We start from the raw sequence: 26,242 nt of genomic DNA, 5'->3' as shown, positions 1-26,242 counted from the left end.
AGGAGGAATGGAAAATGGCAGAACTTCAATTAAACAGTATTTATAAAGTATACGATGGAGACGTAACAGCAGTTGAGGATTTCAACCTTCACATTCAAGATAAAGAGTTTATCGTATTTGTTGGACCTTCCGGCTGTGGAAAATCAACAACGCTTCGGATGATTGCCGGTCTTGAAGAAATTTCAAAAGGTGACTTTTACATTGATGACCGCCGCGTAAATGATGTAGCGCCGAAAGACCGCGACATCGCGATGGTGTTCCAGAACTATGCCCTTTATCCGCATATGACCGTATATGATAACATGGCATTTGGCTTAAAGCTTCGCAAAATGCCAAAAGACGAAATTCAAAAGCGCGTTGAGAACGCAGCTCAAATTCTTGGTTTGACGGAATATTTAAAACGGAAGCCAAAAGCATTATCCGGTGGTCAGCGTCAGCGTGTTGCCCTCGGCCGTGCGATTGTCCGCGATGCAAAAGTATTCTTAATGGATGAGCCGCTGTCCAACCTGGATGCGAAACTTCGCGTACAAATGCGTTCTGAAATTATTAAACTTCATCAGCGCCTGCAGACGACGACGATTTACGTAACGCATGACCAAACGGAAGCATTGACGATGGCAACACGTATCGTTGTTATGAAAGCCGGTAAAATCATGCAGATCGGCTCACCAAAAGAAGTATACGAGAATCCGGAAAACGCGTTTGTAGCTGGCTTTATCGGTTCACCACCAATGAACTTCTTCAACGCGGAGCTTGGTGATGGATTTGTGAAAATCGGCTCGAAATCACTTGACGTGCCGGAAGGCAAAATGCGCTACCTGCGTGACCAGGGATATGTTGGCAAGAGCATTATTCTAGGTGTTCGTCCGGAAGACATCCATGATGAATTGATTTTCCTTGAGGCGTCCCGGCATTCAGCTTTTGATGCAGAAGTATCTGTATCTGAACTGCTCGGTGCAGAAATTATGGTGTACTCGGATATCGAAGGCCAAAACTTTGTGGCGCGCCTTGATTCACGTCTCGACATTATGGCAGGCGAAAAAATTCAGCTTGCTTTCGATATAAACAAAGCGCATTTCTTTGATGCTACATCAGAAGTTCGGATTCGCCCATAACAATTTAAAGGCAGGAAGCAGCTGATGCTTCCTGCTTTTCTACTTTGGAGGATGTACATATGAAAAAACAGCCGGTTTTGTTTCTTAGCCTGTTTTTGTTCTTTTTTCATTCATCGGTTGCGATGACCGCCACCTTTTTGCCCTCATATTTTCAGGAAAAAGGACTGTCTGCTTCAGAAATTGGCTGGCTCATGGCAATAGGTCCATTTACGGCGCTTTTTTCGCAGCCGTTTTGGGGATATATGAGTGACAAATACAAAACTGTTAAACGAATAGTTATGATCTGCTCAGGCAGCCTTGTGGTGATGAGTTTCTTTTTATTTCAAGCAGATTCATTCTGGATGTTGCTATTTATTGCGGCAATTTTCTTTTCTTTTCAGTCACCTATTGGGGCGCTTGGGGATAATTTATCGCAAAAAACAGCCGTCCTGCACCACGTTCAATTTGGGCAAATCCGCATGTGGGGATCTGTTGGCTTTGCATTGACATCTCTGCTCGGAGGCTTTATTTTAGGGCAGCTTGGTCTTGGCTATTTATTTTATTTATTCCTGACATACGCCATTATCACGTTTGTGGTTATTCAAAAAATTAGCGATGTGACCGCTTCCTCTAAAATTATTAATATAAAAGAAGCGGCAAAAGTTGTCAGCCGCCCGGCTTTTTTATGGTTTTTGCTGATCATCATGCTTGTTACGATTACACACCGGGCAAACGATATGTTCATCGGATTGTACATAACAGAACTCGGCGGCACAGAATCACAAATTGGTCTTGCCTGGTTTATGGGCGTCGCTTCAGAAGCAATGATTTTTATGTTCAGCGCCTATTGGATCCGATTGTTTAAACGGAAGATGACCTTTGTGATTACAGCCGCTGCATTGTATGGTTTGCGGTGGATGTTGTATGCACTGGCAGCCGAACCACTCCATATCATTTTGCTTCAGCCGCTGCATGGTCTGACGTTTGGTATCTTTTATTTATGTACATTTCAAATTGTCACAAAAATTATGCCGGATGAATTTCTGGCAACTGGCCAAATGGTATTCATTTCTGCCTTTTTTGGCTTATCTGGTATCATCGGCTCGCTCGGCGGCGGGTGGATAATTGATTGGACAGGAGGTGCAGCTGCAATGTATCAGCTTCTCGGCTGGCTCGCATTCGCCGGCTGTATCGGTCTTGTTTTTTATGATCAATCCGGCAGAAAAAAAGATCAAACATCATTAAAAAAAGTTTAAAAAAAACGGTTTCATTTTGAGAGAAGCGGGTATTGTATAATTACAGAGGCAACCAAATGGAAGCCACAAAGGCATCTGAAGCATCCAGATCGATTGATCGGATGAAACAATGATTGTAATAGCCTTTGTTCCATTAACTGTGAATAACAAATTTTTCTTCACAATGGTACGCTCTGTACAGGATGAATGATTTGCTTAAAGCGGCGAAGTGTAAAAACCCGCCGACTGAATGCATTTAGCGGTTCCTGCGAATAGGCAGAGTAGACTGCTGAATAAGTAAGCAGATCTTCTCCAACAAATTCCTGCTTCACAAAGGGAATGGAAGAAGCCTATGCCGGGAGTCTGGCGCAGGCTTTTTTCCTTTTAACTGTAAGGGTGGGATAAACAACGATTTTGGGATATATTTAAATGATTATTTTTTTGGACGAGAGCTGTCTTTGTCCTTTTTCTTCATTGCTTTCTTAACTTCTTTTATTTTCTTTATCTCTTCCCGGTACCCCTCCTCAATTTCAGAAGTAGAGGGGAGGAAAGGCTCTTGATTGTAGTCAATCCGCTTTCCATACCGCAGCATTTCATAAATGATAAGGCCGTTATTGGGCATACCGTTTATGGTTTTCATTGGCACAATATCAAATAGAACAAAGTAAAAAGCATAAAACACAAATCGATCCCAGAACGTCCGATACTCTTCTAGTAATCCATTTGCAAGCATTGTGTTAATCGTCAGCGCCGCTATGGTATTAACCAAAATGGGTCCGGCATAGAGGAGGACGTACGCAATCTTTCCCTCTCTTTTTAAGGAATCGTAGGAATACCAGCTAGATAAATGATAGTATTTCCGAATATCGAATAAACCGATTTGAAATATTCGGGGCCCTGACCCAATTGTAACACGGGGATTTTTTACCCCAAATACAATACTTACAATCAGATAGCCCATTTCGCGTAAAAATGCTACTGCGGGCAATATGATAAATGCCGAGATGACTAATGAGAATAAGTCGGCTAAGCCGAACATCCAATTCCCCCTCCACATTATCTCTAGATGTACCCATCTAGAATACCCAAGTTATCGATAAACAAATCAACTTTATTCGTAGAAATTGGAAGTATTAAAAGTAAAAAGCAAATCGATTGTTTTTTATGTAAAAATCTAAAAATTTTTTTATATACATTAAACAGGATATAAAAAAGTGAATCAATGATAAAGCCTCCTTGGGAGCAGTCTCGCCGGGGAGTTCTTCTTTTGCATATCTTGTCCTGAAATGGGGAATAAAGTTATCGAATCAATAAAAAGAGAAAGGTGTCGTTAACATGTATGAACATTTAGTAAGCTTTAAATTCAAAGAAAATGTCACAGCTGAAAAGCAACAGGAACTTGCACTGCAATTGTTATCCCTTCAAAAAAAGATTCCCGGTATTATGGAAATCACAGCCGGCGTAAACGCAACAGAAGAAGCAGAGCATGCTCAAGGCTATACACTTGGACTGCGGGTAACGTTTAAGGACAAAGAGGCGCTTGATGGCTACCTGCCGCACCCGCTTCATAAGGAGTTTCTTGCATCGATAGAAGGGCTGACTGAAAATGTGATCGTGGTCGATTACGAGGTTGCCTGGTAAAAGCTACTCATTATGTGTTTCGTAAACCGAAAGAATCAAAAAGAAACTGGCGCTTTTCAAAAGTGCGAGTTTTAGTGTCGGAAAATAAACGGAGTTATTACTGATGAAGGAATCGACGCATCCGTGAAGCAAATATTCGCTGAGCGAAAAGTCGATGTGACAATCTCGACATAAAGAAACAGCCTGCTCTACGCGGAGGAGGCTGTTTCTTTATGTGTATATTACAGAACGTTTTCATCCAACGCGATTTTGTTTTTCGCGCGTTCCATTCTGCGCTGTTTCAGTGTCCCGGCAAGCAAAATGCCGGCAACAACGACAAGTTCAAATCCGTACTTTACGAATGGATTGGCGAAATAATCATAAATGAATGGTTCGCCGACAATCATTTTTTATGTCTGTCAATTACTTTTTAGTATGTCTTTTATCCGCAATTTTTTTGCTTTTATATCTGCTGCTTGACTATTTTATGATTTGTTTTATAATAAGTTACATAAAGTAACTAAAATAAAAAAGGTAACAATAAAGAGGAGAATCAAGTATGGATCATTTCCATGAAAAACCGAATACATTTGTTGGCGAAGTAAACATTAATGTAACGGATTTGGCACGTTCAATTGACTTTTACACAAATGTGATTGGACTAAAAATATTAAATGAGTCAAAGCAGCAGGCGGTTTTAACAGCGAATGGCAAGACAGCGCTTGTTACGCTGGAGCAGCCAGATGGCGTAATGCCAAAGCAGGGACGGACAGCAGGGCTTTATCACTTTGCAATTTTACTGCCGGAACGGAAAGATTTAGCTGCATTTTTGCGCCATTTGCTTCAGACAGGACAGCGGTTTGGCGCGGCGGATCATTACGTGAGCGAAGCTATTTACATTGATGATCCGGACGGCAATGGCATTGAAATTTATCGTGATCGGCCTTCTTCAGAGTGGACGTGGAATGATGGACTTGTGGACATGGCGACGGTTCAGCTTGACGGAGACAGCATTTTATCCGAAAGCGAAGAAGAATTTACCGGTCTTCCAGCGGGTACTGTGATGGGACATATTCATTTGCATGTTTCAAACATTCCGGAAGCGGAAAACTTTTATATAAAGGGGCTTGGTTTTCAAGTGGTCAGCCACTATCCGCAGGCGATTTTTACGTCAACGGGCGGCTACCATCATCATATTGCCTTGAACACATGGCAGGGAGTTGGTGCCCCGCGCCGGCCTGAAAACAGTGTAGGCTTAAATTGGTACACGCTTGTTTTCCCAAGTGAAGAAGCAAGGGAAGAAGCAGTGGCAAGGCTCAAAGGAATAGGAGCAGCTGTGAACGATTATGTTACGGAAGATCCGTCCGGCAACCAAATTCAATTGATTGTGTAAGCAAAAGGGTTCCTCTCAGCGGAGGAGCCTTTTTTATGCGGAGAGCGAGTATGAGACATTAGACTTACCAGGAAAGACAGGTTTATAATGGGGAAATAAAATGACAAGGAGCCTGGCTAAGTTGGCTGGAAAAGATCATGGAAGAATGAATATGGATTACATTCTTTTAACGAGCAAGGAGAGAAACGAATGAAGAATTCTGGACATGTTTCACAGGCAGACTTTCAGGATACAGGTATGATTTTTAAGTTTATACGTAAAAATAACGAATTTATCCATACATTTTCTGAAGGTGAATTACTTTATAAAATAAATTTTCATCCAGAAGGTCTTATTGGAAAAACAGTATATGAATTGTATCCGGACAATATTGATATTGCGAATTCATTGATTACATATTACGAAAAAGCCTGGAAAGGTCACTTTGTGGAATATGAAAGTGACTACAAAGGGATACAGTACGTGACATATTTGAGGCCTTTGTTTTCAGAAGGAAAAGTCATTGAAGTAGTTGGAACCTGTATTGATATTACAAAAAGAAAAAAGATGGAAGAAGACATTCGTCAAAAAGAAAATTTATATCGCACAGTGCTTGAAACGATGTCTGAAGCGGTACTGATCGAAACAGGCGGCAAAATTACCACACTCAATGAAAGCGCAAACAAAATATTCGGGATTGAAATAGGTGATTTGACTGAAGATTCTATGGCAGGATTAGAGCGGGAGTATATAAAAGAAAATGGCATGCCGATTTCTTATGCAGAGCTGCTAGATGTCATTACTCAGAAAGATGGCATTCCTATTGAAAATTTTGTATTAGGAGTGAAAGATAAAAATAATGGAACACAGTGGTTTTCTGTCAATTCAAATCCGCTTAAATTACCGGATAAGGACGAGGAAGCAGCTCTTGTAACACTTTCCGAAATTACACTTCAAAAAGAACAGGAAAGGAAGTTAATAGATTCGTACGCTTTTCAGCGCAATTTGATTGATCAGATGGACAGAGGAGTCATTGTGACAGACCGGGATAAAAAGATTAGCCTCATGAACAAAAAGTTTTATAAAATGTTCAGGTTAGAAGGCGGGATTGATTTATATATTGGACAGTATGCTCCGGATTTACATTTTCTTTTTGACAAAGAAATGGAAGAGATAGAAATTGAAAGGCGCGGTGGTCAGCCAAGAATAACAAATGAAATTGAAATCAACAAAAATACCATACTGTGCTATAACTGTGTTCCACTCAATGAAGGAAACGGGAATGGTGGATACTTGTGGGATTTTGAAGATATAACCGAGAGTAATAAGATAGAAAAAATGATTATCCATGCAAAAGAAGAAGCCGAAAAAGCAAATGCAGCAAAATCGGACTTCCTGTCTAAAATGAGCCATGAGCTTCGTACGCCGCTAAATGGCATTCTTGGCTTTGCGCAGCTTCTGGAAATGGAAGAAGACTTGACCGAAACACAGCATGACTTTGTGCAGGAAATTTTGAACGGAGGAAGACATTTATTACAGTTAGTAAACGAAGTATTGGATGTATCGAGAATCGAAACAGGAAATTTGAAAGTTTCTATAGAAGAGGTTAACCTTCTTGCCGTTATGAACGAATGTATCAATATTGTCCAGCCGCTGGCAAAGAAAAAGAACATAAGGATAGATAACCAAATAAATCCCTCCCAAAATAACCTGGTTCATGCTGATCCGATTCGTCTTAAACAAATCCTTCTTAACCTTCTGGACAATGCCATTAAATATAATAAGGATTATGGAGAAATAAGCATCGCCTGCTGGCAGGAAGGCAGCAAGCAGGTTGTGCATATCGTGGATACAGGTATAGGGATTTCAAAAGAAGAATATCAAAAAATATTTGTCCCATTTTATCGAATTCGAGACACAAAGGAAGCAGGTACAGGTATCGGCTTGTCTCTCGTTAAACAGCTTGTGTACTTAATGGGGGGAGAAATCAGCGTGACAAGCACAAAAGGAAAAGGCAGTGACTTTTCTTTTTATCTGCCGGTTCCCCCTAATTTAAAAGCTGTTATGCGGTGGGATGAACAGGTGGAACCTCCTGCAGCGAAAGATGAGAAGACAGATCACTATCGTTTGCTCTATATTGAAGATAACGAGGCCAATTTTCAGTTAGTGAGCAACATCCTAAAATCGCAGCCGTCCTTTACGCTTATATCAGCACACACTGGAAAAAAAGGATTAGAAATGGCAGAGAAAGAAAAAGTGGATTTGGTTTTGATGGATATTAACCTCCCCGATATTCATGGGTACGAAGTTTTTGACATGCTAAAAAGGAATGAACAGACAAAAGATATTGCCGTTATTGCTGTAAGTGCCAATGCAATGCCGCAGGATATTCAATATGCGTTAGCTAAGGGATTCGATAATTATGTGACGAAGCCTATAAATATAAAAGAGTTTTTGACAGTCATCCGGGAAACGTTAAATAAAACCATTTATCAAAACATTCCGGATCATAAAATTTTAAGTACTGGACCGTATGGAGAAGAGGCTGTCTCAGCAAAAACACTTCAGTTATCTTTAGAAGACCTGAAAAAAATTAAGGAAAAGAAATACAAGGCAGCCATCTCCATGCACTATGCCCGAAGTGATTGGTCAAGGTCTCAAGTGGAAGGGGTAAAAGCCACTTTTGAAAAAATGGGGATTGAGATCACAGCTGTGACGGATGCGCAGTTTAATTGGGAACAGCAAGTAGCTGATATTGAAAACATTTTAACCGAAAAGCCGGATATTCTTGTGAGTATTCCTGTAAATCCGGCACGGATGGCAGGCATATATAAAAAAGCAGCGCAAGCGGATATAAAGCTGGTGTTCATGGACAATATACCAAAGAACCTGCATCATGGAAAAGACTACGTTAGTGTTGTGTCCGCTGACAACTATGGAAACGGTGTTGAATCAGCTCATGTTATGGCCGGAAAATTAGGTGGAAAGGGAACGGTTGGGATTATTTATCATAAAACGGATTTTTTTGCAACCAAACAAAGAACCGAAGCATTTGAACAAACGATAAAAGATAAATATCCCGAAATTCAGATTGTGGAGCGTGTCGGAATTGAAGGACCGAATGATGGACAAAAAGCGGCGGCTGCTATGATTGTTAAACATCAGGATTTGAATGGTATCTTTGCTGTGTGGGATGTACCAGCGGAAGGAGCTTTAGCGGCAGCGCGTGCTGCAGGAAGAAATGATTTGGTCATCACGACAGTCGATTTGGGCCTCAATGCGGCAGTGGAAATTGCCCGCGGCGGACTGATCAAGGGATTGGGTGCGCAGCTTCCATACCAGCAGGGAGTCGCTGAAGCCATCCTTGCAGGGTATGCGCTTATTGGAAAAAAGGCACCGTCCTATGTGGCAGTACCAGCTTTAAGAGTAACAAAAGAAAATGTCCTGGACGCCTGGAAGCTAGTTTATAACGAGGAGGCGCCACACATCATACAAAAAGCTGCGGACCAAGGAAATGGTTAAGGAAAAGGAGATTACCAGATGAAAGTATTAATCGCTGACGATGATGCTCCTTCAAGAAAACTGTTAAGATATTTCATCGGCAGTTTACCTCATTATAAAATTGTTGGAGAAGCCACGAACGGTGAAGAGTTAATAAAGTATGTGACGAAAGAAAAGCCGGATGTCGCTTTAGTGGATATTGGAATGCCTTTATTGAATGGGATGGAAGCAGTAAAAGCATGCAAAGAACTTTTTCCAGCCCTGCAGGTTATTTTTATTACCGGCCATGACGACTATGCACTTGAAGCATTTAGTGTAAGAGCTGTTGATTATATTTTAAAGCCAATTGAACGAAATCGTTTATACAGCGCTTTAGAGAGGGCTGCACAAGCTGGTCATTTAAAAGCGGATAAAGAGCAGTCTGTTAAAAAGAATTTAATGATCAAACAGCAGAAAAATATCCTTTTTATTCCTCTTGATGACATTATTTTTATAGAAAGAATAGACCGTAAATCCGTCATTCATACAAAGAACAATAATTTCGAAACAAATGAAGCATTAGCCAGCCTAGAAGGTGCCCTTGACTCCAGATTCATAGCATCTCATAGATCCTATATCATTAACGTGGGGCTTTTAACCAAAATTGAAGCAGCGGGTCAAATGTATAAAGCATATTTTCAAGATTATAACAATACGGCAAGGGTTTCAAAACACAAAATCGATGAATTACAAAGATATATGTCATTATGAACCAATGAACTCAGCACACGTTGCTGGGTTTTTTATTTTTTAAAATCTTTGCTTTTTTTGTTTAAAAGGACAGTTTTTAAGTCTGAAACTAGGAAAATAGCCTGTTGAATGGAAGAAAATCATGTCTGAAAGCGGTTAGACACTAAATTTGAATGCGGTTACAATCCAATTATAGCTAAATAAAAAGCAACAAAAAGAAAAGAGAATCCTAATATGCCAGGAATAAAAGAGGTAGCTAAACAGGCAAATGTTTCAATTGCGACTGTATCCAGGGTGTTAAGCAAGCCAGAATCAGTGGCGGAGGAAACGATCAAAAGAGTACTGGAAGTCATTGAAGATTTAAATTACCAACCTAATGCAGCAGCACGCCAGCTAAGAATGTCCGAAACAACAACGATCCTAGTGGTTGTCCCGGATATTACGAATACATTCTTTTCCGATGTGCTGAGAGGGATCGAATTTGTCGCTCTTGAAAATGGTTATCAGGTTTTGCTTGGAGATGCAGGCAATAATCCTGAACAGGAAAAAGGATATTTAAACATACTTCGTCAAAAGAAGGCAGCAGGAATGATTTTACTGACCGCAGGAATTGAAGCGAACCTCGTAGAAGAAATAGCCGCCCAATATCCAGTCGTCCTTGCATGCGAATATTTGGAGGGCGTCAATGTTCCGACAGTTTCAATTGACAATGTCAGCAGTGCACGAAAAGCAACTGAGTATTTGATTAATCTTGGACATAAGAGAATAGGCTATATCTCAGGCCCTATGAATAGCGTACTGGGCAGAGACAGGCTAAAGGGATTTTATCAGGCGATGGCACAATATAATGTAAAGGTTGAGCCCGATTTAGTGCAGGAAGGCGATTTTTCTTATAAAAGCGGTTTTAATATGATGCTCAAACTTTTAGCGTACAGCCACACACCTACAGCAGTGTTTGCGGCAAATGATGAGATGGCCTTTGGGGCTGTCAATGCAATTGAAGAAAAAGGGTTAACGGTTCCGCAGGATATATCGGTTATCGGGTTTGACAATATAAAGTTTTCATCCATCTTCAAACCGGCATTAACGACAATCTCACAGCCCACTTTTGACATCGGCACGAAAGCGATGGAATTGCTGATCGGCCTCATGACAAAGCAGGAAATGAAGAAAACACAGTTCATTTTAGAGAATAAGCTTGTTCTTCGGGATTCATGCTATAAATGCAGCCGTTAAAATCATTTTTAAAAATGTGATGTAAACGTTTACGAAATAATGAAAAGAGTATCCAGCAGAATTTTTGGTTACAGGAGCTTGAATGGACAGGAAAACAGTGAAGCTTCAAATAATTTTACAAAGAATGTAAACGTTTACCATGTGAGTAAAGCATCAACATCCTTTATCCACGAGTTAGTTGGATTGAAAGGCTAAAAAGAGCTGATGTGTAAACGTTTACGATAGATTCTTTAATGAAAATTCTTGTTCATCTCTTTAAGGAGGTGGTGGAGCCACATTCGCAATCGATGTTGTACTTTTGAAAACTACTTCAAAACGGGGGAGAAACAATGAGACTTGGATATCAAACAAATACGTGGGGCGGGGTCGTAGGTCATCCTGCCGGAGTCACTTCGATAAAAGATCTTTATTACCTGGCGAACGGCTCAACTGAGGAAGCCTTAAAAGACATTGCGGAAGCAGGTTATGAAGGCTTTGAAATTTTCGACGGCAACCTAATGCAGTATAAAAGCAATAAAGAAGAATTTAAGGAACTGCTGGAAAAGTACAAGTTAACATTGATCGGTGTCTACACGGGAGGAAACTTTATTTATCCAGATGTTTTGCAGGAAGAATTAGCGAAAATTGAGGAAGTCGCTGCCTTTGCTGCTGAACTTGGCGCCCGCCACCTCGTTATTGGCGGAGGAGCTGTCCGTTCGGCGGGTATTTTAGAAAGCGATTTCGAAGATTTAGGAAAAGCATTGGATCAAGTAAAGGAGATTGCGGAAAAACATGGATTGATTCCAACATATCACCCGCATCTTGGAACGACTGTTGAAGCGCCGGAGCAATTAGATAAGCTGATGCCGCTCACAACAATTGGTCTGTGTCCCGATACAGCCCACATTGAAGCAGGCGGCGGTGATCCGGTAGAAGTTGTGCGCAAATATGCAGACCGGATTAAATATATTCACTTTAAAGATTATGCGGATGGTGAGTTTCTTCCATTGGGAAAAGGCCATCAGAAGTTTGATGAAATGATCAGCCTTTTAAATGAAGCCGGTTACGATGACTGGATTACGGTTGAGCTTGACAGTTACGATGTGCCAAAACAAGGAGCGGAAATAAGCCGCAGCTTCTTATCGTCATTTGAAAAATAATTGATGCCAGATTGAATGTAGAGGGGACAGGATGATGAAAAGAAAAGCACCGTTATTAACAGGTATGTTATTGAGCGGAAGCCTTTTGCTGGCAGCGTGTGGGGGACAGCAGGCGACGACAGATAAAGAACCAGCGAATAAAACAGTGGAAATGCCGGACACAGGTTCTTTAACGATTAATCCTGAAATTGAAGATAAAGAGATTTTGGGCACTGGACCTTTTGGTGAACAAGCTGTTTCAGCGAAAACACTAGAATTAACGGAAGAAGATATTGCAAAAATTAAAGAAGGCAGTTACACAGCAGCACTCGTCATGCATTACTCTGGCACTGACTACATGACTGCACAGACAGATGCCTTAAAAGCGAGCTTTGAACGTATGGGTGTTGAAGTTATTGCAGTAACAGATGCTCAATTTAAAGCAGAAAAGCAGGTTTCTGATATTGAAACAGTCACTGCGAAAAAACCGGATATCATTGTCAGTGTTCCTGTAGACCCTGTGTCGACAGCAGCAGCTTACAAAAAAGCAGCTGACGCGGGCATTAAATTAGTCTTTATGGATGGTACTGCACAAGGACTGGAGCCAGGAAAAGATTTTGTCAGTATTGTATCAGGAGATAACTATGGAAATGGTGTAGAAGCTGCAGAGGTAATGGCGGAAGAACTTGATGGCAAGGGCAAGATCGGTGTAGTTTTCCACGATGCGGATTTCTTTGTCACAAAGCAGCGTCAAACCGCTTTTGAAGAAACAATAAAAGAGAAATACCCGGATATTGAAATTGTCGCACATGGCGGCATTACAGGTCCGAATGATGGTGAAAAAGTGGCATCGGCCATGCTGACACAGCATCAGGATTTAGATGGAATCTTTGCCATCTGGGATGTACCGGGAGAAGGGGTTGTATCAGCGGCTCGTACAGCTGGAAGAGATGATCTTGTTATTACGACAACGGACTTAGGTACAAATGTTGGATTGGAAATGGCATCCGGCGGAACGGTAAAAGGACTTGGTGCACAGCTTCCATATGATCAGGGAATTGCTGAAGCGATTTTAGCCGGGTATGCTTTACTCGACAAGGAAGCCCCTTCATATGTAACAACACCAGCAGTGCAAGTAACAAAAGAGAATTTGGAAGAGTCTTGGCAGCTAGTATATCGCCAGGATGTTCCGGAATTAATTCAAAGCGCGATTCAATAATAAATTACACAATTAATGGAGGACTATACAATGAAAAAACTTAATGTAGGTATGATTGGCGGAGGATTTATGGGGAAAGCGCATGCACTTGCTTATGCAGGGATGCCCATGTTTTTCTGGCCGGCACCGGTTATCCCGCATCGCCACACTGTAGTAGACGTGACAGATGAGCTTGCGAAAGATGCAGCTGCCCGCCTTGGGTTTGAACACTATTCGACTGACTGGAGAAAAGTAGTGGAAGATCCGGAAATCGACATTATCGATATTGTCACACCAAATGATTCTCATGCGGAAATTGCCATCGCAGCCGCAAAAGCAGGCAAGCATATTATTTCTGAAAAGCCGCTTGCACGTGATGCAGCTGAAGCAAAAACAATGCTTGATGCAGTAAAAGAAGCAGGCGTAAAGCACATGGTTGCGTTCAACTATCGCAGAACACCAGCTGTTGCGCTGGCGAAAAAATATATTGAAGAAGGCAAGCTGGGCAAGATCTTGAATTTCCGCGGTACGTATTTGCAGGACTGGTCGGCTGATCCGAATTCTCCACTTTCATGGCGCTTTCAAAAAGACCGTGCCGGCTCTGGTGCTTTAGGAGATATTGGCACACATGTGATTGACTTTGCACGCTACCTTGTTGGAGAGATCTCTGATGTAAATGCGGTCGCGAAAACGTGGATTGGCGAACGCCCGATTCAAAGCGGCGGCGTCGATAAGCTTGGAACAGTCAAAGCAGATGTCGATGTACCAAAAGCGGAAGTTGATGTGGATGATGAATTTATGACACTCGTTAAATTTGAAAACGGTGCCGTTGGCAGCATTGAAGCAACACGCAACGCCTGGGGCCGCAACAACTTTTTAACATTTGAAATTCACGGTGAAAAAGGGTCTCTCGTCTTTAACTATGAGCGCCGTGACGAACTTCAGGTATGCTTCTCAGATGATCCAGGCGACAGCCGCGGCTTCAGAACGGTATACACAGGCCCTGCTCATCCGTACGGTGAAGGCTTGTGGCCAATCCCGGCACTTGGCATCGGCTATGGAGAAACGAAGATTATTGAAACATACGACTTTATGAAATCTATTGCGGAAGATACAAAGGTTTCGCCTGACTTTGAAGACGGCTACCAAATCGCCGTTATTTCAGACGCGATTCTGGAATCAGCCGAAAAAGGCGAATGGGTGAATCTTTCAAAACAAGGTGAAATGGCGAATCTTTCGAAATAAGGAACTTGAAAAAATAGATGGAGGCTGCAGCCGCGGCCTCTGTTATAAAGAAGGTGAATGAGATTGGAAAAGCCAATGCTTTCAATGAAAAATATCTCAAAAGCGTTTAATGGAATTACGGTACTGGATTCAGTCGATTTCTCTGTTAAAAAAGGTGAAGTTCATGCGCTCATGGGCGGAAATGGAGCCGGGAAATCAACATTAATGAAAATTTTAACCGGTGTTTACTCAGCCGATCAAGGTGAAATTTACATTGATGACCAGCTCGTTGAAATTAAAAATACAGATGATGCAAGAAAAAATTATATCTCCATGATTTTTCAGGAGTTCAGCTTAATTCCTACGTTAACAGTCGCACAAAATATTTTTCTTACGAGAGAAGATAAAACGTCATTCGGATTATTGAACGATAAAGAATGTGTTGAAAAAACGCGAAAGCTGCTTCAAGAGCTGGAGGTCGATATTGACCCGAATGAACTTGTCGGAAACCTCGGTGTAGGCTACTGGCAAATGACTGAAATCGCAAAAGCATTATCGCAGGAAACGAAAATTCTCGTCATGGACGAGCCAACCGCTTCTTTAACAAAAAAAGAAACAAAAATTTTATTTTCCTTTATTAATCAATTGAAATCAAAAGGCTACGCAATTATTTATATTTCACATCGCATGGATGAGATACTTGAAATTTGTGATAGAATTACCATTTTACGTGACGGAAAACATGTCGCTACTGAAGATTGCAAACAAATCGATCTCGATATGGTTATTCAGTACATTGTCGGATCGAGTATGGATAAAGCGTTTGAATGGAAGGAACGGGAGTATGCGACAGACGTTGCACCCGTACTGGAAGTAAAGAATTTATCAATTGGATCAAAAGTTCAGGACGTGAATTTTAATCTGTATCCGGGTGAGATTGTTGGCATCGCGGGATTAATGGGAAGCGGCCGGACTGAAACGGTAAGCGCTATCTTCGGGACAGGTCCAAAAGACAGTGGCGATATTAATGTAAATGGCCAGCCTGTAACGATTAAAACTGCAACGGATGCGATAAAAGCCGGATTAGCTCTTATTCCGGAAGACCGGCGTGTGCAGGGTCTTGTCCTGGAACATAGTGTAAAAGATAATGTCATTCTTCCAATTTTATCAAAAATGCAAAAAGGTTTATTTATTGATAATAAAAAAGCCGATAAAGTGGCGAATGATTTTGTGAAAAAATTAAACATTAAAACAGATGATATTTATAAAACAACGAATCTATTGTCTGGGGGAAATCAGCAAAAAATCGTTTTGGCGAAATGGCTGGCAAATGATCCATCCGTGCTAATGCTCGATGAACCAACCATTGGTGTAGACATTGGAGCTAAAACGGAGATTGTTGATGTCGTACGCGAACTCGCGGACAGCGGAAAAGCCATTCTGGTCATTTCTTCGGAACTTCCTGAGCTTCTTGCATTGAGTGACCGTATATTGGTCATGCATGAAGGGCGAATTATCAGAGAAATGCAAAGACGTGAGATTCATACAGAGGAGGAATTACAACATGCAATCCAAGGATTCTAATTTAAACGGCACAGTTGCTGTAGGAAGCCATACGGTTTCGCGCAAGAAAACATTTGATTGGCGCAACTATATTGTTTATTTTGCTTTTATCGGCGTGATCATTTATTTCTCGGTCACTTTACATGACCAGGGATTTGTTTCAACGGACAACTTGCTAAATATCATTCGCCAAACAGCGATGATTTCTTTAATGGGTCTTGCGATGACATTTGTTATCAGTACAGGGGAAATTGACTTGTCAGTCGGTTCGATTGCAGCGCTATCTTCTTTAACAGCAGCGCTTGCACTTCAGGCGGGATATGGAATGATCGGCGGCGTAGCTGTTGGTCTGGGAACTGGTCTTCTTGTTGGTTTAGTAAACGGATTACTATTAACAAAGTTAGGGATCCCATCTTTCCTGGTGACACTTGCTACGTTAGGAACTGTCGGTGGTCTCGCGATGTGGATTACTGATACAGCACCGGTTCCAATTGTGGATGCAACGTTTAACTTCGTTTTTGGTTCAGGTGATATCGGCCCGATTCCGATCTTGTTAATCTGGACGATCGTGGCAACGATTATTGCTCATCTTTTATTGCGTAAAACATCATTCGGAAGACAGACACTCGCAACAGGCGGAAATGAAAGCGCTGCAAGATTCTCGGGTGTTAATACACAGCGTATTAAGCTTCTTGTTTTCCTTGGCTCAGGTTTCATGGCTGGTTTTGCAGGCTTGCTTTATGCGGGCCGTATGCACGCAGGCCGGTTCACATTTGGTCAAGGCGATGAGCTTTCAGTTATTGCCGCGGTTATTCTTGGCGGAACGAGCCTTTTTGGCGGCGTGGGTACTGTAATTGGAACAGTAATCGGTTCATTAATGATTGGAACAATTAACAATGGATTGATCATCATGGGGCTGGATGTCAGCCAGCAAATGATGATTAAAGGATTGATTATTATTTTAGCTGTCGCATTTGGCAGAAAAGCGATTAAGCGATAAGTCAGGCAGGAGGGACATGGATGAAGAGAATAAAAGTGGGCGTGATTGGCACCGGGTTCATTGGACCCACTCATATTGAGGCTGTTAGACGGCTTGGTTTTGTCGATGTGGTTGCGATTGCCGCACACGGACAGAAGTCGGCCGAACAAAAAGCCGCAGAGCTCGGGATTCCAAAAGCATTCGGTGACTATCGCGATATGCTAAAAGACGATGAAGTGGACGTAGTGCATAACTGTACACCAAACCAGCTTCACTTTTCGATTAATAAAGAGATCATTTTAGCTGGAAAGCATGTGTTGTCGGAAAAGCCGCTGGCAATGTCCAGTGCGGAATCGGCAGAACTTCTTGCTTTGGCAAGAAAACATAATGTTGTCCATGGTGTTAATTTTAATTACCGCCAGTTTCCGATTGTGAAGCAGCTTGCTTCTATGATTCAAAAAGAAGAATTGGGCAAAATCAATCTGGTGCATGGCAGCTATTTGCAGGATTGGATGTTATATGAGACAGACTTCAACTGGCGTTTAGCTCCGGAAGTTGGCGGGAAATCACGTGCAGTTGCGGATATCGGTTCACATTGGTGCGACACGGTTCAATATGTAACGGGCAAAAAAATCGTCGAAGTGTTTGCGGATTTAGCGACGGTTATTCCGGTCAGAAAAAAGCCTTCTTCAGCGCCAGAAACATTTGGCGGGCAGGCATCAAAAGAAGTCGAATATGAAGATGTCCCGATTAATACAGAAGATTATGCCTCAGTACTTATCCGTTTTGAAGATGGCAGCAGAGGTGTTTTCACCGTTTCACAAGTAAGTGCTGGCAGAAAAAACAGGTTAAGTTTCGAAGTGAATGGGAGCAGGCACTCTGCTCAATGGAATCAGGAAGAACCTGAAAAACTTTGGATTGGCCACCGTGATAAACCGAATGAATTGATGCTGGCAGATCCCGCCTTATTTACCTCGGAAGCAAAATCAGCTATACACCATCCGGGCGGGCATAACGAAGGATGGCCGGACGCACTGAAAAATATGATGATTAATTTTTACAGCTTTATCCGCGACGGCAAGGATCCTCACCATGATGAGACACAATTTGCCACGTTTGAAGATGGGCACATTTCCATGTGCATTACCGATGCTATTCTAAAAAGTCATGAACAGCAAAAATGGATAAAAGTAGAGTCACTTAGGGAGGTTTCATTGTGAAGCTAGGTGTGTTTACCGTTTTATATCAACAACTGCCTTTTGAGGCGATGCTCGATAAACTAAATGAAATGGGCGTTGAAGCAGTGGAGCTGGGAACAGGTAATTATCCGGGGAACAGCCACTGTGATCCAGATGAGCTTTTAGGCAGTCCAGAAAAAATAAAGGCATTTAAAAAAGCCGTAGAGAGTCGGGGAATGACAATAAGCGGGTTAAGCTGTCACGGCAACCCGCTCCATCCTGACAAAAAATTCGCGGCAGAATCTCATGCTGTTTGGCAGAAAACCGTGAAGCTGGCAGAACGTCTGGAAATCCCGGTTGTAAATGGTTTTTCCGGCTGTCCCGGAGATCATGCGGAAGCTAAATTTCCAAACTGGGTGACTTGTTCCTGGCCGCCGGAGTATGCGGAAATGCTGGACTGGCAATGGAATGAAGTCGTTATTCCATATTGGAAAGAAGAAGTGAAATTTGCGCAGTCGCACGGAATCAATCAAATTGCACTTGAAATGCATCCCGGATTCGTTGTTTATAATCCGGACACTTTACTGAAGCTGAGAGAGCATGCAGGAGAAGCAATCGGTGCCAACTTTGATCCAAGTCATCTTCTCTGGCAGGGAATTAATCCGGTAGAAGCGATTAAAAAGCTTGGAAAGGAAAACGCAATCTATCACTTCCATGCGAAAGATACGTATTTAGATCAAGCCAATATAGACGTAAATGGCGTTTTGGATACAAAACACTACAGCGACGTGTTAAACCGTGCGTGGACATTCCGTTCTGTCGGATATGGGCAGAATGAAAAAATGTGGAAAGATATCATGAGTACGCTGCGGGCGGTTGGCTACGATTATGTCGTATCGATTGAACATGAAGACATGCTTGCTTCTGTTGATGAAGGCTTGGGAAAAGCGATTTCTTTATTAAAAGAGGTTATGTTTAAGGAGCCTGTCGGCGAGATGTGGTGGGCATAATTTTTATAAAGTAAGTGGAGGGATATAGATGACAATGCAAGCGGTTATATTTCCAGGGGATAAAAAAGTAGAAATCCAGCAGGTTGATATTCCAACACCCGGTCAAGGTGAAGTACTGATTCAATTAAAAGCATCCGCTATTTGCCGAAGTGATATGAGCTTGTATTACGGAACATCGGTTTTTGGCGACGGCAATAAAAAAGCATCGATTATTCCAGGACATGAACCGGCCGGCGTGATTACAGAAGTTGGAGATGGCGTGACAACGTATAAAGCAGGCGACCGTGTTGCTGTATATTTAGCACTCGGATGCGGTGAATGTGCACATTGTAAAAGCGGTTATAAAATGTTTTGTAAAGACTTTAAATGCATTGGGTTTGATTCCCACGGCGGAGACGCAGACTACATGGTGGCACCAGCTGAAAACTGCATGCGACTGCCGGACGATATGAATTTTGTGACAGCAGCTGTTTCTACAGATGCAGTTGGAACACTGTATCATGCTCAAAAGCGTTTAAACATCTCCGGAAGAGATACACTCGTGATGTTTGGTCTCGGACCGATGGGCAATGCCGGGGTCATGATTGCAAAAGGTCTTGGCGCAACGGTTATTGCGGTCGACATGCTCGATGAGCGTTTAGAAATGGCAAAAGAATTAGGTGCCGACTACACGATTAACGGAAAAGAGGCCAATGTATTAGAAGAAATTGCCCGTATTACAAACGGTCAAGGTGCAGATGCAGCCATTGATTGTTCAGGAAGCCCATATGCAGAAAATGATGCGTTAAGCTGCGTAAGACCTCACGGGCGTGTAGCGTTCATTGGTGAAAGCAAAGAAACAACGATTAAACCGAGTGAACAATTGATCCGTAAACAAATAACAGTCATGGGTTCATGGTATTTCCCGATTCATGAATATGATGAAATTGCGGATTTTATCGTGAAAAAGAATCTGCCTGTTGAAAAGCTGGTAACCCATACATTCCCACTGACTGAAGCAGAAACAGCTTTCCGTTTATTTGATGAAAGAAAAACGGAAAAAGCCGTATTTATTTGGGAATAAAGAAGAAGGAGCGAGGTAAGATGAAAGGCATTTCTTTTAATACGTGGCCATATAGCGGTTTTCCAGTTTGGGTACCTTCCTATCCGCTGGATGACGTCATTAACCGCATCTCATCGTTTGGATATGATGCGATTGAAATCGGATGTGCAAGTCCGCATGCCTGGCCGGATTATTTATCTCAAGAAAGAAGAAAAGAAATTGGCACGCTGCTTAAGCAAAAGAATTTAGCTGTATCTGCTATGCTTCCTGCACCAGGCGGCGGACCGGGTGTGAATGCAAGTTCTCCTCTTGCCGAAGAACGTGCATTTACGGTCAACCATTATAAAGAAGTGGTCCGGCTAGCGAGTGAATGGGAATGCCCGACCGTGATCTGGGTAGCTGGATGGGTCGTTCACGAAACATCGCAGCAGGATGCATGGAACTACAGCCTTGAAGGTTTGGGGAATGTAGCAAAATATGCAAAAGAACTTGGTGTCACAATGGTCGTTGAACCAACGCCTGCTGACAGCAATTTAATTGAAACAGCAGATGACGCATTGCTTCTAAGTGAGCAAACAGGTGCCTCAAACGTGAAAGTAATGTTTGATACATTCCATGCACTCTACCGAAATGAAGTGGCAAGCGATTATGTATACCGGATGGCGGACAAGCTGCACCATGTTCATATTGCTGACAGTGACCGGCTGCCGCCAGGGCAGGGCCGATGTGATTTCCCGGCGGTCTTAAAGGCACTAAAAGAGATTAAGTACGACGGCTATTTATCAATGGAAGTTGGTTTCCATACACGCCAGGCTGAGCCGGACTGGTATGCGAGAACGTCTATTGAATATTTGAAATCAGAATTAGCAAAGCTTGATTAAATTGGTTTTAATCTGAAGAGTGATACCATGGGCGGCCATGGCGGCTCTTTTAGATAAAGTAGAAAGCGTTTTCAAAATGAGGAATGGAGGAATTAAAAATGAAAAAAACGTTATTATTGTTCATCACAGTACTTCTAGGTGCTTTTCTTGCTCTTGCGGGCTGTGGAAACCAAAACGCAGGTTCAGGTGAGGAAGAAACAGAACAAAAAGCAGCAGAGATTCCAGATTCAGGTGCTTTAACAATTAGTGAAGATATTCCAAGCGGCACGACGATTTTAAGTAAGGGGCCGAATGGGGAAGAAGCGATTTCAGCCAAAACACTTAACCTATCAGAAGAAGATATCGCAAAAGTGAAAGAAGGAAACTATAAAGCCGCAATCGTTATGCACTATGCAGGCAATGACTGGTCTAAAGCACAAATTGATGGGTTAGAAGCGGCGTTTAAACGGATGGGAATCGAAGTGATTGCCGTGACGGATGGCCAATTTAAAGCAGAAAAGCAAGTATCTGATATTGAAACAGTACTGGCGAAAGATCCAGATATTATCGTAAGTATTCCGGTAGATCCAGTTTCAACAGCGGAAGCGTATAAAAAAGCAGCGGCTGCAGGCGTAAAATTAGTCTTTATGGATAACGCGCCACAAGGATTAGTAGCAGGGAAAGATTATGTCAGCGTTGTTTCTGCTGATAACTATGGCAACGGTGTAGAAGCAGCGGAAATTATGGCTGCTCAGCTTGAAGAAAAAGGGAAAATCGGTGTTGTGTTTCATGATGCGGATTTCTTTGTAACACGCCAGCGTACAGAAGCTTTCGAAAAAACAATTAAAGAGAAATATCCAAACATTGAAATTATTGCACGCAGTGGTATTACAGATCCAAACACAGGTGAAAAAATCGCATCTGCCATGCTAACAAAAAATCCTGATTTAGATGGGATCTTCGCTGTCTGGGATGTGCCGGCTGAAGGAGTACTTTCCGCTGCCCGTACAGCAGGAAGAGAAGATCTTGTTATTACAACCATTGACCTTGGGACAAACGTGGCACTTGATATTGCACAGGGCGGCATTGTAAAAGGACTTGGCGCACAGCTTCCATATGACCAGGGAATTGCTGAAGCGATTTTAGCAGGCCACGCATTGCTTGGAAAAGAAACACCGCCATATGTGGCAGTACCTTCATTGAATGTAACGCAGGAAAACATCTTGGAATCTTGGAAAATGGTTTACCATACAGATGCCCCGGATGTTATTCAGCAAGCAGCACAATAAAGTTTCAAACAGAACCGACTCAAAGACATTCTTACTGACTTTGGGTCGGTCCTTTGTTTTAAAATGTACAATTTTTCACAATATAAATTGCATTTCGTACTAGACTAACAGTAAAGTGCGCGGGACTAGTAACTATTCAGATCATGCTTTTAGCAGTAGCTTCAGCATATAGCAAACACACCATTCTGTTGCCCAGCTGCTTTTCCAAGTCTGCCCAAGGGCAGACAACTTATCAATGATGAAGGCCTATTGTTCAATAGTAGAAATCAGCTCTCTTTTTGATAGATACTCACGGGACATTCTATGTTCCTTTTTTAATTCTTTTATTTTCCCAATCTTCATTCTGAAAATACAAGAATTTAAATACAGGTATATAATTATAATTATCGGCTTTAATAAGAATGCGTTTACATTTATATTGAGTATTATGATATAGTATAAAAAGACTATACTATATGGATGGAGAAAATATAATGAAGAAAAAAACACGCTTGCCCCGCAAGGAAAAAAAAGTAAAGGTACGAACAAAGAAAAGTGTTTCTTTTTTTAAAAATAAGCGTATCAGCCAAAAATACGGTTCAGTTCTTGCAATCGTTATTTTATTATTTATTATTGCAACCGCTATCACATCAGTTATATTAAACGATTTGACGAACAAACTGGACGAGCTCGATCAAAAAGGAAACAATGCTCTTGTTCTCAGTGAAATGGCATCGTTATTTCGCCAAAAAGATATTCGGATAAGCGACTATATTCTATTGGAGGATCAAACGGCCATTGATCAGTATAATGAACAGAGCGAAAAGTTAAATGCACTGATAGAACAAGCAAGAGGGGTAGCACCCGCCTCAGCGCGCGACATATTGGACCAGGTTAAAGCGAATGACAGTGAAATGAATCGTATTTTTCTCGATCTGATTGTTCCTTCCGTTCAACGGGGCAATGAAGAAGAAACGTTTTCATCAAAACAACTGTCGGCCTATTTGCGGTCTCAGACAATTGACCACATTGACAGTCTTCAAGAAGATTTAGAAAATGATTATTCAGCTTCTGTTCAAGAAGCAAAAGAAGCGGCAAGACAATCCCTTTTTCTGCTCATTCTATCTGTAATCGTTGCATCCCTCGTCAGCATCATTTTCTCTAAATGGATCAGCCGTGTTGTTGAATCCAATTTGAAAAAAGTCGTACAGGTCAGCACAAGTATTGCCCAGGGCAAATTAAATGTTGAACCGATCGATTACGACGGCAAAGATGATATTGGACAGCTTACCTATGCAGTGAACACAATGGCTGATAATTTACGATCGATTGTTTCAGAGCTCCTTATTGTTTCACAGCATGTGGATACACAGAGCGGCACATTAAATTCAACGGCAGTTGAAGTAAAAGACGGTAGCGGGCAAATTGCGAGCTCAATGGATGAATTAGCTCAAGGAGCGGAACAGCAGGCTGATGCCGCATCCTCCATCAGTGAACTCATTGAATCGCTAAATCACCAAATTGCGGATACCCACAGAAGCGGTATACAGCTTTCCGAAACAGCAAACAGTGTACTTCGTGTTTCGGAGGAAGGCCGGATTCAAATGGAACAAACCGCCGGACAGATGAAGCATATTACCTCCCTCGTATCAGAGTCTGTTGAAAAAGTACAAGGACTTGAAAAAAGGACTCTTGAAATCTCTCATTTGGCAAATGTGATTCAGGCCATTTCAGCTCAAACAAACCTGCTGGCTTTAAATGCGGCCATCGAAGCAGCACGTGCAGGGGAGCACGGCCGAGGTTTTGCGGTTGTTGCGGATGAGGTGCGAAAACTCGCTGTGCAGGTAGATGAATCCGTTAAAGAAATTACCGGCATCGTTAATGGTGTGCAAAGTGAAACAGCCAATGTTGTTACATCACTTAATAATGGGTTTAATGAAGTACAAAAAGGCAGCCAGGCAATGCAGCATACGACGAAAACATTTGCGGATATTATTCAGTTTGTCAACGAAATGTCGGGAAGTATTCAAACCATCTCCTTAAGCCTTGATTCGATCAGCGAAGGAAGCGATAAAATCAGCTCCTCTAGTCAGGAAGTTGCTTCTGTCTCTGAGGAGTCTTCCGCAGGTGTAGTAGAAACGGCCGCGGCTTCCCGCCAATTAAATAAATCGATGGAAGAAATTAGTGAAAGTGCGCAGTCCCTGGCTAAATTATCGAAAGACCTTGAACAATCCGTCAAACAATTTACACTGGCATAAAGGAGCCTGTCTCCGAAGTTGAATTTTTTGTTAGTATATTAGGTATATGGAAAAAATTATTGATTTTTAAAAATAACTATATAGGTTGAACAAAGATTCTTACTTTAGAAAACATGAACTGTTTAGATTAGTGCGTTTCATATAGATGCAAGGGTGATTACCAATTTGTTCTGGATCCACTTTCCCACTAACACTTTATTTTTGCAGGAATGGGTCGATCTTGTGGGGAATGTCTATCGCTTTGAAAAGGAGACGATCAGCCAGGCCATTCAAAGAGCGCGCGTCGAGGAAGCGGAAAGTTGGCTGCTGCTTTCTTCTCACCCGATTGCCGTTATTAGCGCCTGGCTGCTCTTTACCGGCCAAAGTCATTTTACAAAAATATTTAAGAAGCATACCGGCCTGACGCCGAAGCAGTATCGCCAGTCTATTCACATAAGCAGACTGGCTTTTTTGTATTTTCATTTGAAATGTAGGAAAAATAGGATTGAAATGTACTTTGTTTTTGAAAAAACACTAAAATGATAGACCTGAAATGATTTATCGAAATAGACGACATGAAGTTTGATCACGTAGGATGAAATAATGAAGAAAAAAAGAAATACGATGAAAAGCTTACTGATTTCTTTGCCTGTCTGGATAACTCGTTTTATTTGGCCCATCGTTTCAACCTTATACATTTGATAACGTTTTCGTCATTAAGCTAAAGAATGAAACATATTTAGCGTATTTTTGGGATTTCCCAAAACATGCGCATATTTCCAGGTTGAAAATAAAAGAAATGCAACAACAGATTGAGAAGCTGTGTTGAATACAATTTAAAAGAATTTGGTGATCGATTGTGGCAGTATTGTTGATTATGTGCAGCTTGCTTGCGGCACTGGCATATATTCTTTATTTGCATAAATCAATTGTGAAAGTGGAGAAAAAGCTTCGAAAAGAATCCCTTTACCATCTGGCGGCATCATTCGGTCATGAAATGCGTCAGCCGCTGACTGTCATTCAAGGAATGCTTCAGCTTATCCGTGAGGAAACGATAAACGAACGGCAGCGAGAGTACCTTGAAACCGCGATGAATGAACTGAATCGTTCTGAACAAATGATTCAAGACTATCAATTGTATGCAGATCCATTTTTTGGAAAAAAGGAGCCGGTGCATATCCGGACAGAAATTCAAGATGTTGTCAGCCGGATGAGGCCGTTTATGAAAAAGAATAACGTAGAGATTCGTCTGAAGCTTGACGAAGGAGCCGTTCATGGGGAGCGGCTCCGGCTGAATCAATGCTTCTGGAATATTTGTGAAAACGCGGTGGAATCGATGAAAAACGGCGGGACGTTAGCCATTTCCATGCACGTAAATAAGAAACAGGTAAGGGTTACGTTTTCTGATACCGGCGCGGGGATGACAAAGGAACAGATAAAGCGTCTTGGAGAACCATATTTCAGTTTAGCAGAAAGCAAAGGAACCGGCCTCGGCATGATGACAGCCGCTCGAATAATTGAAGGAATCGGCGGCCATATGATCATTACAAGTGAAAAAGGAAAAGGGACGGTAGTGAAAGTGAGTCTGCCATCCGACAGGCCTGTCGAATGATTTTATCATGCGGCAGGCTTTTTTCATGATATGATTGAACAAATTGTGAAAGCGGCTGCTAAAAAGTGGAATAGAGTAAGCAGATGAAGAGCAATTTAGATCAGACTATTTTATACTAAAAAGATATTGTGAATATTTTCACGTTTTGAAAGGTGGATAGGATAAA

22 protein-coding genes are annotated in these 26,242 nt (G+C 41.8%); 20 read left to right on the top strand and 2 right to left on the bottom strand.

What is annotated here, in order from left to right:
* Positions 1-14: 14 nt before the first annotated feature.
* Together BA724_RS01095 and BA724_RS01090 are read left to right on the top strand one after the other, a co-directional pair.
* Positions 15-1,115, top strand: coding sequence for an ABC transporter ATP-binding protein (locus BA724_RS01095; protein ID WP_069936848.1), 1,101 nt, complete (start codon positions 15-17; stop codon positions 1,113-1,115).
* A gap of 59 nt (positions 1,116-1,174) precedes the next feature.
* The gene (locus BA724_RS01090) at positions 1,175-2,350 is read left to right on the top strand and encodes an MFS transporter (protein ID WP_069936847.1); all 1,176 of its coding nucleotides are present in this window, start codon (positions 1,175-1,177) and stop codon (positions 2,348-2,350) included.
* A 412-nt stretch (positions 2,351-2,762) separates the two neighbouring features.
* Here the strand turns inward: BA724_RS01090 and BA724_RS01085 are convergent, their stop codons facing one another.
* Positions 2,763-3,368 (bottom strand): hypothetical protein, encoded by a 606-nt coding sequence (locus BA724_RS01085; protein ID WP_069936846.1) that lies wholly within the window; start codon positions 3,366-3,368, stop codon positions 2,763-2,765.
* A 296-nt stretch (positions 3,369-3,664) separates the two neighbouring features.
* Here BA724_RS01085 and BA724_RS01080 point away from each other — a divergent pair, with 296 nt between their 5' ends.
* Entirely contained in the window at positions 3,665-3,970 is a 306-nt protein-coding gene (locus BA724_RS01080) for a Dabb family protein (protein ID WP_069936845.1), read from the top strand.
* Between the two features lie 221 nt (positions 3,971-4,191).
* Here the strand turns inward: BA724_RS01080 and BA724_RS18205 are convergent, their stop codons facing one another.
* Positions 4,192-4,356 (bottom strand): hypothetical protein, encoded by a 165-nt coding sequence (locus tag BA724_RS18205; protein WP_211272203.1) that lies wholly within the window; start codon positions 4,354-4,356, stop codon positions 4,192-4,194.
* Positions 4,357-4,508: 152 nt separating this feature from the next.
* On the opposite strand from BA724_RS18205, the gene BA724_RS01075 reads away from it, so the two are divergent.
* The 17 genes from BA724_RS01075 (at position 4,509) to BA724_RS00995 (ending at position 26,076) form a co-directional block, all read left to right on the top strand.
* Positions 4,509-5,342 carry a VOC family protein gene (locus BA724_RS01075; protein WP_069936844.1) on the top strand — a complete coding sequence of 278 codons (834 nt, stop codon included), beginning with the start codon at positions 4,509-4,511 and terminating at the stop codon, positions 5,340-5,342.
* 189 nt (positions 5,343-5,531) lie between these two features.
* Positions 5,532-8,843, top strand: coding sequence for a substrate-binding domain-containing protein (locus tag BA724_RS01070; RefSeq protein WP_069936843.1), 3,312 nt, complete (start codon positions 5,532-5,534; stop codon positions 8,841-8,843).
* A gap of 18 nt (positions 8,844-8,861) precedes the next feature.
* A complete protein-coding gene (locus BA724_RS01065) occupies positions 8,862-9,572 on the top strand; it encodes a LytR/AlgR family response regulator transcription factor (protein WP_069936842.1) in 711 nt (236 codons plus the stop codon).
* A 213-nt stretch (positions 9,573-9,785) separates the two neighbouring features.
* Entirely contained in the window at positions 9,786-10,787 is a 1,002-nt protein-coding gene (locus BA724_RS01060; RefSeq protein WP_069936841.1) for a LacI family DNA-binding transcriptional regulator, read from the top strand.
* Between the two features lie 329 nt (positions 10,788-11,116).
* A complete protein-coding gene (locus BA724_RS01055) occupies positions 11,117-11,926 on the top strand; it encodes a sugar phosphate isomerase/epimerase family protein (protein WP_069936840.1) in 810 nt (269 codons plus the stop codon).
* 31 nt (positions 11,927-11,957) lie between these two features.
* Positions 11,958-13,124 carry a substrate-binding domain-containing protein gene (locus BA724_RS01050; protein WP_425388962.1) on the top strand — a complete coding sequence of 389 codons (1,167 nt, stop codon included), beginning with the start codon at positions 11,958-11,960 and terminating at the stop codon, positions 13,122-13,124.
* A gap of 30 nt (positions 13,125-13,154) precedes the next feature.
* Positions 13,155-14,348: a levoglucosan dehydrogenase gene (locus tag BA724_RS01045; protein ID WP_069936838.1), complete on the top strand. Its 1,194-nt coding sequence runs from the start codon at positions 13,155-13,157 to the stop codon at positions 14,346-14,348.
* A 63-nt stretch (positions 14,349-14,411) separates the two neighbouring features.
* Positions 14,412-15,911 carry a sugar ABC transporter ATP-binding protein gene (locus BA724_RS01040; protein ID WP_211272202.1) on the top strand — a complete coding sequence of 500 codons (1,500 nt, stop codon included), beginning with the start codon at positions 14,412-14,414 and terminating at the stop codon, positions 15,909-15,911.
* The gene (locus tag BA724_RS01035; protein WP_069936836.1) at positions 15,892-16,890 is read left to right on the top strand and encodes an ABC transporter permease; all 999 of its coding nucleotides are present in this window, start codon (positions 15,892-15,894) and stop codon (positions 16,888-16,890) included. The genes BA724_RS01040 and BA724_RS01035 overlap by 20 nt, the downstream gene beginning before the upstream one ends.
* Positions 16,891-16,910: 20 nt before the next feature.
* Complete coding sequence (locus tag BA724_RS01030) at positions 16,911-18,089, top strand: Gfo/Idh/MocA family protein (protein WP_069936835.1); 1,179 nt, start codon at positions 16,911-16,913, stop codon at positions 18,087-18,089.
* On the top strand, positions 18,086-19,057 hold the full coding sequence (locus BA724_RS01025) for a sugar phosphate isomerase/epimerase family protein (protein ID WP_069936834.1): 972 nt from the start codon (positions 18,086-18,088) through the stop codon (positions 19,055-19,057). The genes BA724_RS01030 and BA724_RS01025 overlap by 4 nt, the downstream gene beginning before the upstream one ends.
* A gap of 28 nt (positions 19,058-19,085) precedes the next feature.
* Positions 19,086-20,120, top strand: coding sequence for a zinc-dependent alcohol dehydrogenase family protein (locus BA724_RS01020; RefSeq protein WP_083255985.1), 1,035 nt, complete (start codon positions 19,086-19,088; stop codon positions 20,118-20,120).
* 20 nt (positions 20,121-20,140) lie between these two features.
* Positions 20,141-20,980, top strand: coding sequence for a sugar phosphate isomerase/epimerase family protein (locus BA724_RS01015; protein WP_069936833.1), 840 nt, complete (start codon positions 20,141-20,143; stop codon positions 20,978-20,980).
* A gap of 98 nt (positions 20,981-21,078) precedes the next feature.
* Positions 21,079-22,248, top strand: coding sequence for a substrate-binding domain-containing protein (locus BA724_RS01010; protein WP_069936832.1), 1,170 nt, complete (start codon positions 21,079-21,081; stop codon positions 22,246-22,248).
* A gap of 473 nt (positions 22,249-22,721) precedes the next feature.
* Positions 22,722-24,485, top strand: a complete 1,764-nt coding sequence (locus tag BA724_RS01005; protein ID WP_069936831.1) for a methyl-accepting chemotaxis protein — start codon at positions 22,722-22,724, stop codon at positions 24,483-24,485.
* A gap of 222 nt (positions 24,486-24,707) precedes the next feature.
* Entirely contained in the window at positions 24,708-25,007 is a 300-nt protein-coding gene (locus tag BA724_RS01000) for a helix-turn-helix domain-containing protein (protein ID WP_069936830.1), read from the top strand.
* Between the two features lie 316 nt (positions 25,008-25,323).
* A complete protein-coding gene (locus BA724_RS00995; protein WP_069936829.1) occupies positions 25,324-26,076 on the top strand; it encodes a sensor histidine kinase in 753 nt (250 codons plus the stop codon).
* Positions 26,077-26,242 lie beyond the last annotated feature (166 nt).

The sequence above is a fragment of the Domibacillus iocasae genome, from assembly GCF_001750285.1.
Taxonomy (GTDB): domain Bacteria; phylum Bacillota; class Bacilli; order Bacillales; family Domibacillaceae; genus Domibacillus; species Domibacillus iocasae.
The sequence above is the reverse complement of the archived record's forward strand: the minus strand, read 5'-3'. Positions and strand labels throughout refer to the sequence as shown.

Coding starts and splice junctions, on each gene's coding strand:
- BA724_RS01095 (WP_069936848.1), top strand. CDS start 15: ATGGCAGAACTTCAATTAAACAGTATTTATAAAGTATACGATGGAGAC.
- BA724_RS01090 (WP_069936847.1), top strand. CDS start 1,175: ATGAAAAAACAGCCGGTTTTGTTTCTTAGCCTGTTTTTGTTCTTTTTT.
- BA724_RS01085 (WP_069936846.1), bottom strand. CDS start 3,368: ATGTTCGGCTTAGCCGACTTATTCTCATTAGTCATCTCGGCATTTATC.
- BA724_RS01080 (WP_069936845.1), top strand. CDS start 3,665: ATGTATGAACATTTAGTAAGCTTTAAATTCAAAGAAAATGTCACAGCT.
- BA724_RS18205 (WP_211272203.1), bottom strand. CDS start 4,356: ATGATTGTCGGCGAACCATTCATTTATGATTATTTCGCCAATCCATTC.
- BA724_RS01075 (WP_069936844.1), top strand. CDS start 4,509: ATGGATCATTTCCATGAAAAACCGAATACATTTGTTGGCGAAGTAAAC.
- BA724_RS01070 (WP_069936843.1), top strand. CDS start 5,532: ATGAAGAATTCTGGACATGTTTCACAGGCAGACTTTCAGGATACAGGT.
- BA724_RS01065 (WP_069936842.1), top strand. CDS start 8,862: ATGAAAGTATTAATCGCTGACGATGATGCTCCTTCAAGAAAACTGTTA.
- BA724_RS01060 (WP_069936841.1), top strand. CDS start 9,786: ATGCCAGGAATAAAAGAGGTAGCTAAACAGGCAAATGTTTCAATTGCG.
- BA724_RS01055 (WP_069936840.1), top strand. CDS start 11,117: ATGAGACTTGGATATCAAACAAATACGTGGGGCGGGGTCGTAGGTCAT.
- BA724_RS01050 (WP_425388962.1), top strand. CDS start 11,958: ATGATGAAAAGAAAAGCACCGTTATTAACAGGTATGTTATTGAGCGGA.
- BA724_RS01045 (WP_069936838.1), top strand. CDS start 13,155: ATGAAAAAACTTAATGTAGGTATGATTGGCGGAGGATTTATGGGGAAA.
- BA724_RS01035 (WP_069936836.1), top strand. CDS start 15,892: ATGCAATCCAAGGATTCTAATTTAAACGGCACAGTTGCTGTAGGAAGC.
- BA724_RS01030 (WP_069936835.1), top strand. CDS start 16,911: ATGAAGAGAATAAAAGTGGGCGTGATTGGCACCGGGTTCATTGGACCC.
- BA724_RS01020 (WP_083255985.1), top strand. CDS start 19,086: ATGACAATGCAAGCGGTTATATTTCCAGGGGATAAAAAAGTAGAAATC.
- BA724_RS01015 (WP_069936833.1), top strand. CDS start 20,141: ATGAAAGGCATTTCTTTTAATACGTGGCCATATAGCGGTTTTCCAGTT.
- BA724_RS01010 (WP_069936832.1), top strand. CDS start 21,079: ATGAAAAAAACGTTATTATTGTTCATCACAGTACTTCTAGGTGCTTTT.
- BA724_RS01005 (WP_069936831.1), top strand. CDS start 22,722: ATGAAGAAAAAAACACGCTTGCCCCGCAAGGAAAAAAAAGTAAAGGTA.